The 15,264-nt window shown below is 68.7% G+C and carries 15 protein-coding genes; 11 read left to right on the forward strand and 4 right to left on the reverse strand.

The annotated features are described in order from the left end of the window. Nucleotides 1-27 precede the first annotated feature (27 nt). Entirely contained in the window at nt 28-462 is a 435-nt protein-coding gene (locus ASF30_RS08240; protein WP_055904412.1) for a DUF7144 family membrane protein, read from the forward strand. On the opposite strand, the gene ASF30_RS08245 is transcribed toward ASF30_RS08240, so the two are convergent. Both ASF30_RS08245 and ASF30_RS08250 read right to left on the reverse strand, forming a co-directional pair. Continuing rightward, nucleotides 420-2,918 carry an HAD-IC family P-type ATPase gene (locus ASF30_RS08245; protein ID WP_082467599.1) on the reverse strand — a complete coding sequence of 833 codons (2,499 nt, stop codon included), beginning with the start codon at nt 2,916-2,918 and terminating at the stop codon, nt 420-422. The two genes, ASF30_RS08240 and ASF30_RS08245, sit on opposite strands and share 43 nt — an antisense overlap. A gap of 112 nt (nt 2,919-3,030) precedes the next feature. After that, nucleotides 3,031-4,965: a PKD domain-containing protein gene (locus ASF30_RS08250; RefSeq protein WP_055904415.1), complete on the reverse strand. Its 1,935-nt coding sequence runs from the start codon at nt 4,963-4,965 to the stop codon at nt 3,031-3,033. Nucleotides 4,966-5,128: 163 nt separating this feature from the next. Between ASF30_RS08250 and thrS the strand changes: the two genes are divergently transcribed. Both thrS and ASF30_RS08260 read left to right on the forward strand, forming a co-directional pair. Then, on the forward strand, nt 5,129-7,108 hold the full coding sequence (thrS, locus tag ASF30_RS08255; RefSeq protein WP_055904419.1) for a threonine--tRNA ligase: 1,980 nt from the start codon (nt 5,129-5,131) through the stop codon (nt 7,106-7,108). Then, complete coding sequence (locus ASF30_RS08260) at nt 7,108-7,674, forward strand: HIT family protein (protein WP_055904422.1); 567 nt, start codon at nt 7,108-7,110, stop codon at nt 7,672-7,674. Before thrS ends, ASF30_RS08260 begins: the two co-directional genes overlap by 1 nt. Before the next feature lie 109 nt (nt 7,675-7,783). Here the strand turns inward: ASF30_RS08260 and pdxY are convergent, their stop codons facing one another. Continuing rightward, complete coding sequence (gene pdxY, locus ASF30_RS08265; protein WP_055904424.1) at nt 7,784-8,635, reverse strand: pyridoxal kinase PdxY; 852 nt, start codon at nt 8,633-8,635, stop codon at nt 7,784-7,786. Nucleotides 8,636-8,716: 81 nt separating this feature from the next. On the opposite strand from pdxY, the gene pdxS reads away from it, so the two are divergent. The 3 genes from pdxS to ASF30_RS08280 are packed head-to-tail and all read left to right on the forward strand — an operon-like array spanning nt 8,717 to nt 10,782. After that, a complete protein-coding gene (gene pdxS / locus ASF30_RS08270; RefSeq protein WP_055904427.1) occupies nt 8,717-9,619 on the forward strand; it encodes a pyridoxal 5'-phosphate synthase lyase subunit PdxS in 903 nt (300 codons plus the stop codon). Then, the gene (pdxT, locus tag ASF30_RS08275; protein ID WP_055904429.1) at nt 9,613-10,206 is read left to right on the forward strand and encodes a pyridoxal 5'-phosphate synthase glutaminase subunit PdxT; all 594 of its coding nucleotides are present in this window, start codon (nt 9,613-9,615) and stop codon (nt 10,204-10,206) included. Before pdxS ends, pdxT begins: the two co-directional genes overlap by 7 nt. 42 nt (nt 10,207-10,248) lie before the next feature. Next, nucleotides 10,249-10,782, forward strand: coding sequence for a DUF1697 domain-containing protein (locus ASF30_RS08280; protein WP_055904431.1), 534 nt, complete (start codon nt 10,249-10,251; stop codon nt 10,780-10,782). Here ASF30_RS08280 and ASF30_RS08285 read toward each other — a convergent pair whose 3' ends face one another. Then, nucleotides 10,783-11,598, reverse strand: a complete 816-nt coding sequence (locus ASF30_RS08285) for a CPBP family intramembrane glutamic endopeptidase (protein ID WP_055904434.1) — start codon at nt 11,596-11,598, stop codon at nt 10,783-10,785. A 104-nt stretch (nt 11,599-11,702) separates the two neighbouring features. Between ASF30_RS08285 and ASF30_RS08290 the strand changes: the two genes are divergently transcribed. The 5 genes from ASF30_RS08290 (at nt 11,703) to yajC (ending at nt 15,199) form a co-directional block, all read left to right on the forward strand. Next, nucleotides 11,703-12,464, forward strand: a complete 762-nt coding sequence (locus tag ASF30_RS08290) for a YebC/PmpR family DNA-binding transcriptional regulator (RefSeq protein WP_055904436.1) — start codon at nt 11,703-11,705, stop codon at nt 12,462-12,464. Nucleotides 12,465-12,470: 6 nt separating this feature from the next. Then, nucleotides 12,471-13,052, forward strand: a complete 582-nt coding sequence (ruvC, locus tag ASF30_RS08295; RefSeq protein WP_055904438.1) for a crossover junction endodeoxyribonuclease RuvC — start codon at nt 12,471-12,473, stop codon at nt 13,050-13,052. Next, the gene (gene ruvA / locus ASF30_RS08300) at nt 13,049-13,663 is read left to right on the forward strand and encodes a Holliday junction branch migration protein RuvA (protein WP_055904441.1); all 615 of its coding nucleotides are present in this window, start codon (nt 13,049-13,051) and stop codon (nt 13,661-13,663) included. The genes ruvC and ruvA overlap by 4 nt, the downstream gene beginning before the upstream one ends. Next, nucleotides 13,660-14,709, forward strand: a complete 1,050-nt coding sequence (ruvB, locus tag ASF30_RS08305) for a Holliday junction branch migration DNA helicase RuvB (protein WP_055904444.1) — start codon at nt 13,660-13,662, stop codon at nt 14,707-14,709. The genes ruvA and ruvB overlap by 4 nt, the downstream gene beginning before the upstream one ends. A gap of 73 nt (nt 14,710-14,782) precedes the next feature. After that, complete coding sequence (gene yajC, locus ASF30_RS08310; RefSeq protein WP_235480303.1) at nt 14,783-15,199, forward strand: preprotein translocase subunit YajC; 417 nt, start codon at nt 14,783-14,785, stop codon at nt 15,197-15,199. Nucleotides 15,200-15,264 lie beyond the last annotated feature (65 nt).

Below are 15,264 nucleotides of genomic sequence, written 5' to 3' on the forward strand. Positions count from 1 at the left end.
GCCACGCGTGACCGGCAGGATGGCTGGATGGATCCGATCGTGAACCGCCCTCGCCGACCTGTCGGTGTCACAGTCGCCGTCGTGCTCATCTACGTGCAGGCCGTGCTCGAGGTGATCGCCGGGACCGTGCTCGTGCTCGCCCGCTACGGAGTCGACCCGAGCGACCCGGGAGCAGTCCTCGCCGTGACGCTGGTCGGGAGCGCCGTCATCCTGTTCGGCCTGTTCCTCATCGCCGTCGCGTCGGGCATCGCCCGCGGGAGCAGGTTCTCCCGGTGGATCGTGACGGTGCTGCTCGCCCTCTCCCTGTCGGCGAACGTCGTGACGTTGATGCTGGGCGCGGGGGAGCCGTGGTGGACCGTCATCGACGGCCTGATCGCCATCGCCATCCTGCTGGTGCTGTGGACGGGCCGGGGCCGTCGTTACTTCCGGGAATCGGTTGCGCCGACGGTCGACGAGTTCTGAGCTCCGCCATCGGCAGCCCCTGAGCCGGCGGGGGCGACGGGCGCGATCGACGAGCGGATGACGCGACGGTAGACGAACCGCACGATCTCGATGCCGGCGATGGAGAGCGCCGAGATGACCGCGACGAGGAGGGCGGCATCCGGACCCGGATCGACGAGCTCGAGGAAGTCTGTGACGATCGGGATCGTGTACATCAGCACGAGCGCGATCATCATGGCGCCGATGACGACGGCCTTGAGCGCGGTGACGGGCCGGGAGAGCACGATGAGCACCCACAGCCCCACCAGCGTGAGGATGAGCGTGGCGCCCGTGCGCAGCTGCGCCTGGTCGATGCCGATCGCGTTGGCGGCCAGCGTGTAGACGGTGAGGGCCGCCGCGATCACCAGCCCGGCGGGCACCGAGAAGATCAGCGAGCGTCGCAGGAACCCGGAGACGTAGCGTCTCTGGTTGGGCAGCAGGGCGAGGAAGAAGGCCGGGATGCCGATCGTGAGGCCGTCGACGGCCGAGAGCTGGCGCGGCAGGAACGGGAAGGTCAGCAGCAGCGCCCCGAACACGATCGCGAGGGCGCTCGCATAGACGGTCTTGGTGAGGAAGAGCATGGAGATGCGCTCGATGTTCGCGATGACCTGGCGCCCTTCGCCGACGACGCCCGGCAGGTGCGAGAACTTCCCATCGAGCAGGATCAGCCTGGCGACGGCCTTGGTCGCGGCCGATCCGGAGTTCATGGCGATGCCGATGTCGGCCTCCTTGATGGCGAGGGCGTCGTTCACGCCGTCGCCCGTCATCGCCACCACGTGGCCACGCGCCTTGAGGGTCAGCACGAGGCGCTTCTTCTGCTGCGGGGTCACCCGGCCGAAGACGATGTTCTGCTCGAGCACCTGGGCGAGGGCATCGTCGTCCTCGGGGAGCTGTCGCGCGTCGAAGCCGTGCGGAGCATCGAGGCCGACCTCTCGGGCGATGGCGGCGACAGTGTCGGGGTTGTCGCCCGAGATGACGCGCACGGCGACTCCCTGGGAGGCGAAGTAGTCGAGCGTCTCGCGAGCATCGGAACGCACCTGCTCACGGAAGGTGAGCAGCAGCACGGGTTCGACGTCGGGGAGCAGGCGTTCGGCCTCCGCGTCGTCCTCGTTCAGGACGGCGACACTGCGCGCGAGCACGAGGGTGCGCCGTCCCGACGACGCGAGGGTGCCCACCCGCTGCGCCATGGCGTCGAGAGCCGGGTCCTGGGCTCCGGCTGCCGCGGGGAAGACCATCTCGGGACCGCCGAGCACCCACGTGCCCGCCGGACCGTCGGCGAAGGCGACGGCGCTCCACTTGCGAGCCGACGAGAACTCGATGCGCGCGGCCGGTTCGGCGTCGGGCAGCTCCGTGTAGGGCTCGGCGAGGCACCGGGCCGTCGCGTTCGCGTCGGGCTGCGCTCCGTACCAGGCCAGCACCTGTTCCCAGCCCGGTGCCGCATCAGTCCGTAGCGGGTGCGAGCCGTCGAAGACGATGTCGCCCTCGGTCAGCGTCCCGGTCTTGTCGAGGCAGATGATGTCCACCCGGGCGAGACCCTCGACGGCCGCCAACTCCTGCACCAGCACCTGTCGCCGGGTGAGCTTCACGGCGCCGACGGCGAAGGTGATGCTGGTCATCAGCACCAGCCCCAGCGGGATCATGGCGACGATGGCCGCGATGGCGCCGACGGCGGCATCGCGCCAGGCACCGGATGCGATGGCCTCCTCCCACCCGCCAGCCGCGATCATCTGGGCGTTCAGCACCAGCAGGGCGGCCGGACCGATGAGCCAGGTCACCCACGTGAGGACACGGTTGATCGAGGAGCGCAGCTCGCTGTGCATCAGGGAGAAGCGCTTGGCCTCGCTCGCGAAGCGGTTGGCGAAGGAGTCGGCCCCGACGTGCTGCACTTGGGCGTGCGCGTCACCGGCGACCACGATCGAGCCGGAGAGGATGTCGGAACCGGCGTCCTTGTCGACGGCATCCGACTCGCCCGTCAGCATCGACTCGTCGAGCTGCAGTCGGGTGGACCGCAGCACGCGGGCGTCGGCCGGCACCTGGTCGCCGGCTCGAAGGACGAGGACGTCGTCGAGAACGACCTCGGCGGAGGGGATGTCCTTCTCCTCGCCGGAGCGGAGCACGCGTGCCAGGGGAGCGTTGAGCAGGGCGAGGCGGTCAAGTGCCCGCTTGGCGCGGTACTCCTGGCCCGAACCGATGAAGGCGTTCGCGACGGCGCTCAGGCCGAACAGGGCGTCCTGCCACCGGCCGAGGAAGAGCAGCACCAGGAAGCAGGCGCCGATGATGGCGTTGAACAGGGTGAAGACATTGGCGCGGACGATGCTCCACACGCTGCGGCTGGATGCCTCCACGAAGGCGTTGGATCGGCCGTCCGCGAGGCGGGCGGCCACGTCTTCCGAGGAGAGGCCCTGCAGGCCCCGGTCGTCGACGGGTGCGCTGCTCATCGCGTCGCAGCGTCCGGTTCGGCGGCCCGCGTGCTGCGCCCGTCGGCGACTGATTCTGAACGGCCTCGAGTGCGAACTGCCATCAGCGCAGCCTACGCGAGCCGTCCCGGAATCACGGAGTCTTCATGAGCAGATCATCGATCGAGAAGACCACGGGCGCGTTGGTCGCCGCTCCGGGCATGTTCGTGCCGATGCCCGTGGACCCGGCGGCCTGGAGCGCCGGAGTCGAGTCGGTCCCGGACCGCTGCCACGTCGTCGGCTCGGTTGCACCCGACTTCCATACCCTGGCCCTGACGGTGGTGGGGTTGGTGCCGAACACCTGCACCCGGATGTTCAGTTCGTCGCCGAGGCCATAGGTCAGGCCGGTGATCGTCGACGTCGATGCCAGGGATCCCTCAGTGCCGAACGGCGCCTCCCGCGCCAGGAACAACGCGACCTGGCCGCTCGCCCGCAACGTGACCCTGGCCTTATACGTTCCGGCGCCCGGGATGCGTCGCCCGTAGACCGTCACGCTGGTGTCTGCGCCCGCTATCGCCTTGTCCGTTCCGATGCGGAACGAGAGATCGGTCGTGGTCGACGTCGCCCCGAGCAGGTAAGCGTTCAGGGAGAGGCCGGCCGTGGCATGACGGATGCGCGCCGCCCCACCGTTGACCTGATAGGCGCTGGTGCTTCCGATCGTCGACCACGCCCCGCCGACATCGGCGGTCCCGAGGCCGTTGGTGACTGTGCGCCCGAAGCCGTCGCTGGCGTATACGGTCGGTCCGCCCGGCGCTGTGACCACGAGATCACGGGTCGTCGTGCCTGTTGCTCCGTCTTCGTCGGTCGCCGTCAGCCGCACTGTGAACGCGCCCGCCAAGGCGTAGCTGTGCAGCGGCGCCACCCCCGTTCCGCTGGTGCCGTCTCCGAAGTCCCAGTCGTAGGCGACGACCGTGCCATCGGCGTCCGCTGTCGAGTCGGCGTCCATGCTGCACGCGAGATCGGTGCAGCTCGCCGTGAAGGAGGCTGTCGGGGGCTGGTTCGGCTGCGTGGCACCTGCCCGGATGGTGAACGAGTCGGTGAAGACGCCCGACGCTGGCACGAACCGAGCGCTCAGCGTGGTGGCATCCGCAGTGATCTGCAGCGGCCCCCAGGTGGGAGACGCATTGAGCCCGGAGTAGGCAGAGAAATAGCCGCTCTCACTGTCCGCCAATGCGACATTGCGCAGGACGGTCCCGCCGGTGCCGACGATGCCGAAGACAGTGCCGGCGCCCTTCGTCAGGTCGGAGTCGGAATCCGCGACGCAGGCAGGCGTGTAGGTGCCGGGAACGACCGCCGGGCATCCGGTGTTCGTCGTGATCTGCTTGCTCCGCGCATACATGTGCTCGTGTCCGCTCAGCACCAGGTCGACGCGTTTCGTCACGAGAAGGTTCATGATGTCGGCGCCGGTCTCGCAGGCGTAGATGCCGATCGACAGGCAGGGCTTGTGCATCGACACGACGACCCACGGGATGCCGGCTGCTCGGGCTCCGTCGATGGCTGCAGCGGTCCACAGCGATCGCGGTGAACCCGTCGCATAGGACCAGGCTCCGTCCGGGTAGGTGAGGCCCGGCGAGATCTGGATGAAGCGGACCAGGGGAGCCTGCTGCGGCACGTCCATGTAGTACTGGCGCCCATAGGTGCCGACAACTCCCGGCACCTGGTTGGGCAGGCAGGCGGAGAAGTTGTTGATGTTGCCGTTCTCGCCGTTGCTCTCGTGATTGCCCGAGATGAGTTCGAACGGGAATCCGGCGCCCACCCGCGCCGTCACGTAGTCGCACCAGGCTTGTTCGGGTCCGGTCGAGTAGGAGAGGTCTCCGAGGGCGAGATGGAGGTCGGGATCGAGCCCGGCGATGGTGTCGAGCACGGCCGATGTCTGGGCCGTGGAGTTGAAGTCGCCGGCAGCTGTGAAGCTCACGCTGGCCGCAGTGGTCGGGGCGACCGCCGCGGGATGGACGCCCGTGGTGACGAGGAATCCGGCTGCGAGAACGACTCCCGCGAATCCGGCGATGAACGATTTCGTTGCACGCATGGTACTTCCTTGAACGTCGGGTGATTCGTGTCAAGGCGGAGGGCACCGACTGCGTCGTCGGCGACTCGGGCGTCTCGACTGCAGGATAGCCCCGTGTGCGAGCGGGCGATAGTGCTCCGACTACAGTTGAGGGGTTCCGAAACGAAAAAAGGAGTGGACGAAAGTGGCTGACGGCTTCGAGCTTTTCACCGACCGGTCCGTTGTCGCGATGCGCGTCAACGGTGAGCTCAAGGACCTGGCGACGACGGTGACGGATGCCGACACCGTCGAGCCCGTGACCATGGACTCTCCCGACGGACTCACCATCCTGCGGCACTCGGCGGCCCACGTGCTCGCCCAGGCCGTGCAGTCGATCAATCCCGAGGCGAAGCTCGGCATCGGCCCGCCCGTGACCGACGGCTTCTACTACGACTTCGACGTGGAGACGCCGTTCGCCCTCGAAGACCTGAAGCCCCTCGAGAAGGCCATGGACCGCATCATCCGTCAGGGCCAGCGCTTCGTGCGTCGCGTCGTGACCGAGGACGAGGCACGAGCCGAACTCGCCGACGAGCCGTACAAGCTCGAGCTCATCGGACTCAAGGGCCACCCGACAGAGGGAGCCGGCAGCCACGACGACGGCGAATCGGTCGAGGTCGGCGGCGCAGAGCTCACCATCTACGACAACGTCGACCCGCGCACCGGCGAGACGGTCTGGAAGGACCTCTGCCGCGGCCCGCACCTGCCGAACACCCGCATGATCGGCAACGGCTACGCCCTGTCCCGGGTGGCCGCCGCCTATTGGCGCGGCTCCGAGAAGAACAAGCAGCTGCAGCGCGTCTACGGCACCGCGTGGGCGACGAAGGACGACCTGCGCGCCTACCAGTCCCGCATGGAGGAGGCGCTCAAGCGCGACCACCGCAAGCTCGGCGCCGAGCTGGACCTGTTCAGCTTCCCCGACGAGATCGGCTCCGGACTGGCCGTCTTCCACCCGCGCGGCGGCATCATCCGTCACGAGATCGAGAAGTACATGCAGGAGCGCCTGCTCGCCGCGGACTACGAGCTCGTCAACTCGCCGCACATCACGAAGGGCTCGCTGTTCGAGACCAGCGGCCACCTGCAGTGGTACAAGGACGGCATGTTCCCGGCCATGCACCTCGATCAGGAGACGGATGCCGACGGCCACGTCACCCGTCAGGGCCAGGACTACTACCTGAAGCCGATGAACTGCCCGTTCCACAACCTGATCTTCCGGGCGCGCGGCCGCAGCTACCGCGAGCTGCCCCTGCGCCTGGCCGAGTTCGGGACCGTGTACCGCTACGAGAAGAGCGGCACCCTGGCCGGCCTCACCCGCGTGCGCGGGCTCACCCAGGACGACGCCCACGTGTACGTCACACCGGAGCAGGTGCGCGGCGAGGTCGCCAGCCAGCTCGAGTTCGTGCTCGAGACCCTGCGCGGCTACGGGCTCGACGACTTCTACCTCGAGCTGTCGACCAAGGACCCGGAGAAGTACGTCGGGGACGACGCCGCCTGGGAGGAGGCGACCGAGACCCTGCGCCAGGTCGCCATCGAGTCCGGCCTCGAGCTCGTCGACGATCCCGGGGGAGCCGCCTTCTACGGCCCGAAGATCTCGGTGCAGGCCCGCGACGCGATCGGCCGCACCTGGCAGCTCTCGACAGTGCAGCTCGACTTCAACCAGCCCGAACGATTCGAGCTGGAGTACACGGCATCCGACGGCACGCGTCAGCAGCCCGTGATGATCCACCGCGCCCTGCTCGGCTCCATCGAGCGCTTCTTCGCCATCCTGCTCGAGCACTACGCCGGAGCCTTCCCGGTCTGGCTGGCCCCGACGCAGGTGGTCGGCATCCCGATCGCCGAGGACTACGTCGACTACCTCGGTGAGGTGATCGGCAGGCTCAAGGCTGCCGGGGTGCGTGCAGAGCTCGACGCTTCCGACGACAGGATGCAGAAGAAGATCCGCAACCACACCAAGCTGAAGGTGCCGTTCCAGCTCATCGCCGGCGAGCAGGACCGTGCCGCCGGATCGGTGAGCTTCAGGTTCCGTGACGGCACCCAGGAGAACGGCGTGCCCGTCGACGAGGCGATCGACCGCATCCGTGCCGCCATCGCCTCGCACGCTCAGGTGACGAGCGCCGGCCAGATCTGATGACCGAGGAGCAGGGCGGGTTCGCCGGGCTGGAGAGCTCGGCGGACTTCGCCGCGGTTCCGGATGCGTTCCAACGCCTGTGGACCCCGCACCGGATGGTCTACATCGAGGGCGGGCCGACGCCGCACGAGGAGAACTGTCCGTTCTGCGCCGCCCCGAAGCTCGACGACGAGAAGGCCCTGATCGTCGCCCGCGGCACGCACGCCTACGTGCTGCTGAACCTGTTCCCGTACAACAGCGGCCACCTGCTGGTCTGCCCGTACCGTCACGTCGCCCTCTACGACGACGCGTCGCCGGAGGAGGTGGCCGAGATCGCCGAGCTGACGCAGATCGCCATGCGCGTCGTGCGCCGGATCTCGAACTGCGACGGCTTCAACATCGGAATGAACCAGGGCCGGGTCGCCGGGGCCGGGGTGGCCGATCACCTGCACCAGCACATCGTGCCGCGCTGGGCGACCGACGCGAACTTCTTCCCGATCATCGCCGAGACGAAGGCCATTCCGCGCCTGCTGGGGGAGACCCGACAGGCGATAGCGGATGCCTGGCCGACCTCGCTGGTCGAGTAGCCCGCGACGAAGGAGCCGGCGTATCGAGACCGCATCCGGCGGCGACGATGGTCTCGATACGCGTCCTCGCTGCGCTCGGGCGCTACTCGACCAACGAAGGTAGTCCGCCTCAGCGCACCTGGCTCGCCGTGAACTGCATCCGCGGGTGGGCGTAGGCCTCCTGCGACTCGACGAGCTGCAGTTCGCGCTCGCCCGATTCGTGGGTGCGGGTGAGCAGGTCGAAGACGCTCGATGACGTGCGGGCGAGGGCGTCCGCCGCGTCGCCCGTTCGGGCGTAGTGCGCGGTGAAGAGCGCGGCGGTGACGTCGCCTGATCCGTTGGCCTTCATCGGAAGCAGGGGAGTCTGCACGATCCAGGCGCCCCTGTCGTCGACGGCGAGCATCTCGATGGTGCCCTCCTCGCGATCCGGGCGCTCGACGCTGGTGACGAGCACGGTGGTCGGCCCCATGGCCCGGGCGAGGTCGACCGACGCGAGAGTCGATTCGAGACTGTCGGGCTCGGTGCCGGTGAGGTAGCCGAGCTCGAACTGGTTCGGCGTGATGATGTCGGCCACGGGCACGACCCGCTCCCGCAGCAGCACGGGGATCTCGGGCGCGACGAAGCAGCCCGATCTGGCGTTGCCCATGACGGGGTCGCAGGAGTAGATCGCAGCGGGATTCGCTGCCTTGATGCGCGCGACGGCGTCGATGATGACGTCGCCGATGCCTGCTCCGCCCTGGTAGCCGGAGAGCACGACGTCGATCGCGGGGAAGACCTCGCGCTCCTCGATGCCGGTGATGACAGCGGCGACGTCCTCGGGACTGATGAGGGGGCCGCGCCAGGCTCCGTAGCCGGTGTGGTTCGAGAAGTTCACGGTGTAAACGGGAAGCACCTCCACTCCGATGCGCTGGAGCGGGAACACGGCGGCCGAGTTTCCGACGTGGCCGTAGGCGACAGCGGACTGGATCGAGAGGATCTTCACCCTCATATTGTCCCACCCGGAAGTCACAGCGAGACGACCTGCGTCTCGAGCACCCCGGCGGGACTAATACACTTGGCGTTCATGACCGATAGCACTTCCTCCCAGCACTTCGGCTCGAGCCGCGTCAAGCGCGGACTCGCCGAGATGCTGAAGGGCGGCGTCATCATGGACGTCGTCACCCCTGAGCAGGCCCGCATCGCCGAGGACGCCGGAGCCGTCGCCGTCATGGCGCTCGAGCGCGTTCCGGCCGACATCCGTTCGCAGGGCGGTGTCGCGCGCATGAGCGACCCCGACCTCATCGAGGCGATCATCGCCGAGGTCTCCATCCCCGTCATGGCGAAGGCCCGCATCGGCCACTTCGTCGAGGCCCAGGTGCTGCAGGCCCTCGACGTCGACTACATCGACGAGTCCGAGGTGCTGAGCCCGGCCGACTACGTGAACCACATCGACAAGTGGGGCTTCAACGTCCCCTTCGTCTGCGGCGCGACCAACCTCGGTGAGGCTCTCCGCCGTATCAACGAGGGCGCGGCCATGATCCGCTCGAAGGGCGAGGCCGGCACCGGCGACGTCTCCGAGGCCACGAAGCACATCCGCAAGATCAAGAGCGAGATCGCCGCGCTGTCGTCGATGTCGAAGGACGAGCTCTACGTCGCCGCGAAGGAGCTGCAGGCCCCGTACGACCTCGTCGTCGAGGTCGCCGAGACGGGCAAGCTCCCCGTCGTGCTCTTCACCGCCGGCGGCGTCGCGACGCCCGCCGATGCGGCCATGATGATGCAGCTCGGCGCTGACGGCGTCTTCGTCGGCTCGGGCATCTTCAAGTCGGGCAACCCGGCCCAGCGCGCTGCCGCCGTGGTCAAGGCCACGACGTTCTACGACGACCCCGCCGTGATCGCCGAGGTCTCGCGTGGACTCGGCGAGGCCATGGTCGGCATCAACGTCTCCGACCTGGCTGCGCCCCACCGCCTCGCCGAGCGCGGGTGGTGACACCGCAGGTCGGTGTCCTCGCCCTGCAGGGCGACTTCCGTGAACATGCGCAGGTCCTCCGGGCCCTCGGGGCCGACGTCACTCTCGTGCGTCGCCCCGAGGAGCTCGCGGCCGTCGACGGCCTGGTGATCCCGGGTGGCGAGTCGAGCGTCATGGACAAGCTCGCTCGCACCTTCGGCCTCGCGGAGCCGCTGCGCGCCGCCATCCGCGACGGCCTGCCCGTCTACGGCACCTGTGCCGGACTCATCATGCTGGCCGACAGGGTGCTCGACGGCATCCGGGGCCAGGAGAGCCTCGGCGGCCTCGACGTGTCGGTGCGCCGCAACGCCTTCGGCTCGCAGACCCATTCCTTCGAGACGGACCTCGACGTGTCGGTGCTGGGCGGCGAGCCCCTGCACGCCGTCTTCATCCGGGCGCCCATCGTGGAGTCGGTGGGGCCGGCTGCGAGGCCTCTCGCCACGCTCGAGGACGGCCGTTGCGTCGCCGTCGAGCAGGGCAACCTCCTCGGCACCTCCTTCCATCCCGAGGTGACCGGCGACTACCGCATCCACGAGTACTTCCTCGGGAAGGTGCGCGCAGCCGCCTGATCGATGCCGACGCCTGTCGGACGGGTGGGGGAGGATGAGCCCATGGCTGGGAACAGGTACGTCGCGCTGCTGCGCGGCATCAACGTCAACGGCGTGAAGATCCTCTCGGTCGATCTCGCCGAGCTGTTCCGCTCGCTGGGCTTCACCGAGGTGAAGACCGTGCTCGCCAGCGGCAACGTGCGATTCGATGCCGAGTCGACGGATGCCGCCACCCTGAAGACGACCATCGAGAAGGCGCTCGGGGAGCGGTTCGGCTATGACGCCTGGATCGTGCTGGTGAGCCGCGCCGACCTCGCGGCCGTCGTCGACGCGTTCCCGTTCGATGCCGAGCGTGACGGCTGGCATCCGTACGTGCTGTTCGGCTCCGATGACGCCGTACTCGACGAACTCGTCGGCCTCGGCGCCGACCTCGACCCCGCCGACGATGTGATCGCCCCGGGCGAGAACGTCATCTACTGGCACAACCGCCGCGACGTCGGCGTCGACAGCCCGTTCTCGAAGATCGCCGGCAAGGCGAAGTACCGCTCGACCACGACGAACCGCAACCTGCGCACGCTCCGGAAGTTGCTCGCCTGATCAGGCTGTCGCCGGGCTCGTGGCATCCGTCCTGCTGCCGGCATGCCAGAAGACAGCGGTCACGACCACGGCGATGACAGTCGTCCAACCGAGGTAGAGCGCCGACCCGACCGTCGAGTCGAGCGGGAGCACCGACAGCCCCACGTTGAGGGCGAGATGCAGCAGCACGGCCGAGGCGACCCCGCCCCGCAGCCGCTCCGACAGCACGAGGAAGATCGTCGAGGTCGGAACGCATCCGACGAAGAACAGCACGGCCGGCAGCGTCAGCAGCCCCGTCTCGTGCTGGCCGGTTCCGTTCAGCAGGTAGAGCGGGACGTGCCAGACCGCCCAGACCGCACCCAGCACGAGTGACGTGCCCACCAGGCCGAACCGCGTGCGCAGGCGAGGCTGGGCGAAACCGCGCCAACCGAACTCCTCGGCGAGGGGACCTGCGATCAGGTAGGTGATCACGAACAGGATCCACCCGCCGGATGCCGCAACGACGCTGTTCGTGCCATCGACCAGCCGCTCGCCCAGGGTGGCCGGCGCCTGCACGAGCGCGGCGAGCACTGCGGGCGCGAGGCCGAGCACGAGCGCGAGCGGAGCCCAGAGCCACGCGCGCCGCCACGACGTCGCGATCCCCGGCATCCGTCGACGGATGCCGATCCACAGCGCTATCGCCGCGAGCGTGGGACCGCTCGCACCGATGGCGAACAGCCACGTGATCGACGACCCGGTGACGTCCTGACCGGAGACGAGGCAGACCGCCCAGATCGTCCAGCTGATCGAGAAGGCGAGCAGGCCGAAGCTGACGAGCTGGCGGGCGGGAGCCGACATGCCTGCCAGTGTGGCGCACCCGGCGCGTCGCGGCAACGGACGGCAGCCGCCCCGGTCGGCACGGCTGCATGGCGGGTCGCCTCACGATGGGTAGAATCGAAGGCATGTCAGGGCATTCCAAGTGGGCAACGACCAAGCACAAGAAGGCGATCATCGACTCGCGTCGCGCCAAGTCGTTCGCCAAGTTGATCAAGAACATCGAGGTCGCCGCGAAGATGGGCGGGGCCGATCTGGCGGGCAACCCGACCCTCGTCGACGCCATCCAGAAGGCGAAGAAGACGTCGGTCCCCATCGACAACATCAACCGCGCCGTCAAGCGCGGTGCCGGTCTCACCGGTGAGGCCGTCGACTACACGACGATCATGTACGAGGGCTACGGTCCGAACGGCGTCGCGATGCTCATCGAGTGCCTCACCGACAACAAGAACCGCGCCGCTGCCGATGTGCGCACTGCGGTGAGCCGCAACGGCGGCACCATGGGCGACCCGGGCAGTGTCGCCTACAACTTCCACCGCAAGGGACTCATCGTCGTGGCCCACGCCGACGGCCTCACCGAGGACGACGTGCTGATGGCCGTGCTCGAGGCCGGCGCTGAAGAGGTGACCGACGAGGGCGAGACCTTCGAGATCCTCACCGACCCGTCGCAGATGGTCGCGGTGCGCACCGCGCTTCAGGATGCCGGGATCGACTACGACTCCGCCGACGTCGCCTTCGTGCCGAGCCTCAAGATCGAGGTCGACGCTGAGACCGCTCGCAAGGTGTTCCGCCTCATCGACGCCCTCGAGGACTCGGACGACGTGCAGAACATCTACACGAACCTCGACCTGAGCGCCGAGGCGCAGGCCGAACTCGAAGCAGACGAGTAGCCCGCCGTGCGGGTGCTCGGCGTCGACCCCGGTCTGACTCGGTGCGGCGTCGGCGTCATCGACGTCGCGCCGGATCGCACGGCGAAGCTCGTCGACGTCGTCGTCATCCGTTCATCGCCCGAGCTGCCGATCGAGCAGCGGCTCGCCCATGTGGCTGCTGGCCTCGAGGCGATCCTCGACGAGCATCGACCGCAGACCGTCGCCCTGGAGCGGGTGTTCGCGCGCAGCGACGTCTCGACGATCATGGGCACGGCCCAGATCTCCGGGGTCGCCATGTACCTCGCGGCCAAGCGGGCGCTGCCGGTCTCGCTGCACACGCCGAGCGAGGTGAAGGCGGCCATCACGGGCTACGGCCGCGCCGACAAGGCGCAGGTCGGTGCCATGGTGGCGCGCATCCTCGGGCTCGACGCCGTCCCGAAGCCGGCGGATGCCGCTGACGCGCTGGCGCTGGCGCTCTGCCACGCCTGGCGTTCCGGAACACCCGGGGCGCCGGCGGGCGGCGGAGCGCTCACGCCGGCCCAGGAGGCATGGCGCGCCGCGGAGCGCAGCGCCTCGGCGTCGGCGGGCGCCCGTAGGCTGAGCCGGTGATCTCCTCCCTTCGCGGCACAGTCCTCTCCGCCCTCGGCGGCACAGTCGTCCTCGAGGTCGGTGGAGTGGGCTTCTCCGTGCTGACGACGCCGGCGGCAGCACTCTCCGTACGGCTCGGCGATGAGGCCATGCTGCTCACCACCCTCGTAGTGCGCGAGGACTCGCTCACGCTGTTCGGCTTCCCGACAGCCGAGGAGCTGAGCGTCTTCGAGGTGCTCATGGGCGTCACCGGAGTCGGACCCAAGTCGGCTCTCGGCGTGCTGGCCGCGCTCTCGCCCGACCAGATCGCTCGCGCCGTCGCCCTGGAGGACGACGCCGCGTTCCGCAAGGTCAGCGGCATCGGCCCCAAGACGGCGAAGCTCATCGTGCTCTCGCTCACCGGCAAGCTGCTCGTGGCTCCGGGCGCGGCCCCGGCGCCGGCATCCGTCGCCGCCTCGAGCACGGGGGAGAGCGTCGTCGCAGCCCTCGTCGGCCTCGGCTGGTCGGAGCGCGTGGCAGCAGGTGCCGTCGAGGAGATCCTCGGCGAGACTCCCGACATCACGGTTCCGGTCGCCCTGCGCCAGGCGTTGTCGCGCCTCGGCCCGGCCACCCAGAGCGGCGGCCGCTCATGACCGACCTCGACCTCACCAATCCCGAGCTCGAGAGCGAATCGGAGCTCGCCTTCGAAGGGGCGCTCCGCCCGCGCTCGCTCGGCGAGTTCGTCGGACAGACCAAGGTGCGCGGTCAGCTGCAACTGCTCCTCACGGCGGCCACGATGCAGCAGCGCACTCCCGACCACATCCTGCTCGCAGGCCCTCCCGGGCTCGGCAAGACCACCCTCGCCATGATCGTCGCGCACGAGGCCGGGCGCCCGTTGCGGATGTCGAGCGGTCCGGCCATCCAGCACGCCGGCGACCTGGCCGCCGTCCTGAGCTCACTCGTTCCGGGCGAGGTGCTGTTCATCGACGAGATCCACCGCATGGCGCGCTCGGCCGAGGAGATGCTCTACCTCGCCATGGAGGACTTCCGCATCGACATCATGGTGGGCAAGGGTGCAGGGGCGACATCCGTTCCCCTCGACCTCGCGCCGTTCACCCTCGTCGGCGCCACGACGCGATCGGGTCTGCTGCCCAACCCGCTGCGTGATCGCTTCGGCTTCACGGCGCACCTCGAGTTCTACGCCGACTCGGAGCTCGAGCAGGTGCTGGAGCGCGCAGCCAAGCTGCTCGAGCTGCGCATCGACCGTGATGCCATCGCCGAGATCGCCGGACGCTGCCGGGGCACGCCGCGCATTGCGAACAGGCTCCTGCGCCGGGTGCGCGACTACACGCTCGTGCACGGGCGCCCCACCGACGGATCCGACATGGCACGAGCGGATGTCGCCTCGGTGCGCGCCGCCCTCGACCTCTACGAGGTCGACTCGCTCGGACTCGACAGGCTCGACCGACAGGTCATGACCACGATGCTCGAGCGCTTCGGCGGGGGACCCGTCGGGTTGAACACCCTCGCCGTCTCGGTCGGCGAGGAGGCCGAGACTATCGAGGCCGTGGTCGAGCCGTTCCTGGTGAGAATCGGCCTGATCACGCGCACCCCGCGAGGTCGTGTGGCGACCCCTGAAGGCTGGCGTCACTTCGGGCTCAGGCAGCCGGGAGTCGGCGTCACACTCGATGACCTATAATTCCACTTGGCCCACGTTGCATCCCGCGCCAGACAGGTGCGGTTGAGGGGCCCATTCCGGAAGGCTTTCCCCGTTGGATCCGATCACACTCATCATGCTCGCCGTTCTGGCGCTGCTCATCTTCTTCATGTTCCGCAACAGCCGCAAGCGCTCGAAGGACCAGGCGAACCTGCAGTCCACGATCGTTCCCGGCGCCAAGGTCATGACCAACTTCGGCGTCTTCGGCACCATCCTCTCCATCGATGAGGAGGAGAACGAGGTCCTCCTCGAGACGACTCCCGGCACTGTGCTGACGGTGCACCGCCAGACCGTCGCCCGCGTCGTCACTCCCGCCGCCGGCAGCGACTCGACTGCAGTCGACGCCCCGCACGACGAGCTCACCACCGAGCCCGAGTTCGGCGAGCGTATCGACGAGTCGGCCAACGCCGACACGACGGTCGTCGGAGACATCGACGTCGACGGGCAAGACCCCAAGAAGTCGAACGACTGACACCCTCCCTCCCCTTCGCACCAGCGCCGACGGCGGCGCTGGTGCGCGCGTAGAAAGCTGAGTTC

Source organism: Leifsonia sp. Leaf264 (assembly GCF_001422325.1).
Taxonomy (GTDB): domain Bacteria; phylum Actinomycetota; class Actinomycetes; order Actinomycetales; family Microbacteriaceae; genus Orlajensenia.

Bases quoted from the DNA above. Each gene is read 5' to 3' on its own strand.
- ASF30_RS08240 (WP_055904412.1), top strand. From the start codon at position 28: ATGGATCCGATCGTGAACCGCCCTCGCCGACCTGTCGGTGTCACAGTC.
- ASF30_RS08245 (WP_082467599.1), bottom strand. From the start codon at position 2,918: ATGAGCAGCGCACCCGTCGACGACCGGGGCCTGCAGGGCCTCTCCTCG.
- ASF30_RS08250 (WP_055904415.1), bottom strand. From the start codon at position 4,965: ATGCGTGCAACGAAATCGTTCATCGCCGGATTCGCGGGAGTCGTTCTC.
- ASF30_RS08260 (WP_055904422.1), top strand. From the start codon at position 7,108: ATGACCGAGGAGCAGGGCGGGTTCGCCGGGCTGGAGAGCTCGGCGGAC.
- pdxS (WP_055904427.1), top strand. From the start codon at position 8,717: ATGACCGATAGCACTTCCTCCCAGCACTTCGGCTCGAGCCGCGTCAAG.
- ASF30_RS08280 (WP_055904431.1), top strand. From the start codon at position 10,249: ATGGCTGGGAACAGGTACGTCGCGCTGCTGCGCGGCATCAACGTCAAC.
- ASF30_RS08285 (WP_055904434.1), bottom strand. From the start codon at position 11,598: ATGTCGGCTCCCGCCCGCCAGCTCGTCAGCTTCGGCCTGCTCGCCTTC.
- ASF30_RS08290 (WP_055904436.1), top strand. From the start codon at position 11,703: ATGTCAGGGCATTCCAAGTGGGCAACGACCAAGCACAAGAAGGCGATC.
- ruvB (WP_055904444.1), top strand. From the start codon at position 13,660: ATGACCGACCTCGACCTCACCAATCCCGAGCTCGAGAGCGAATCGGAG.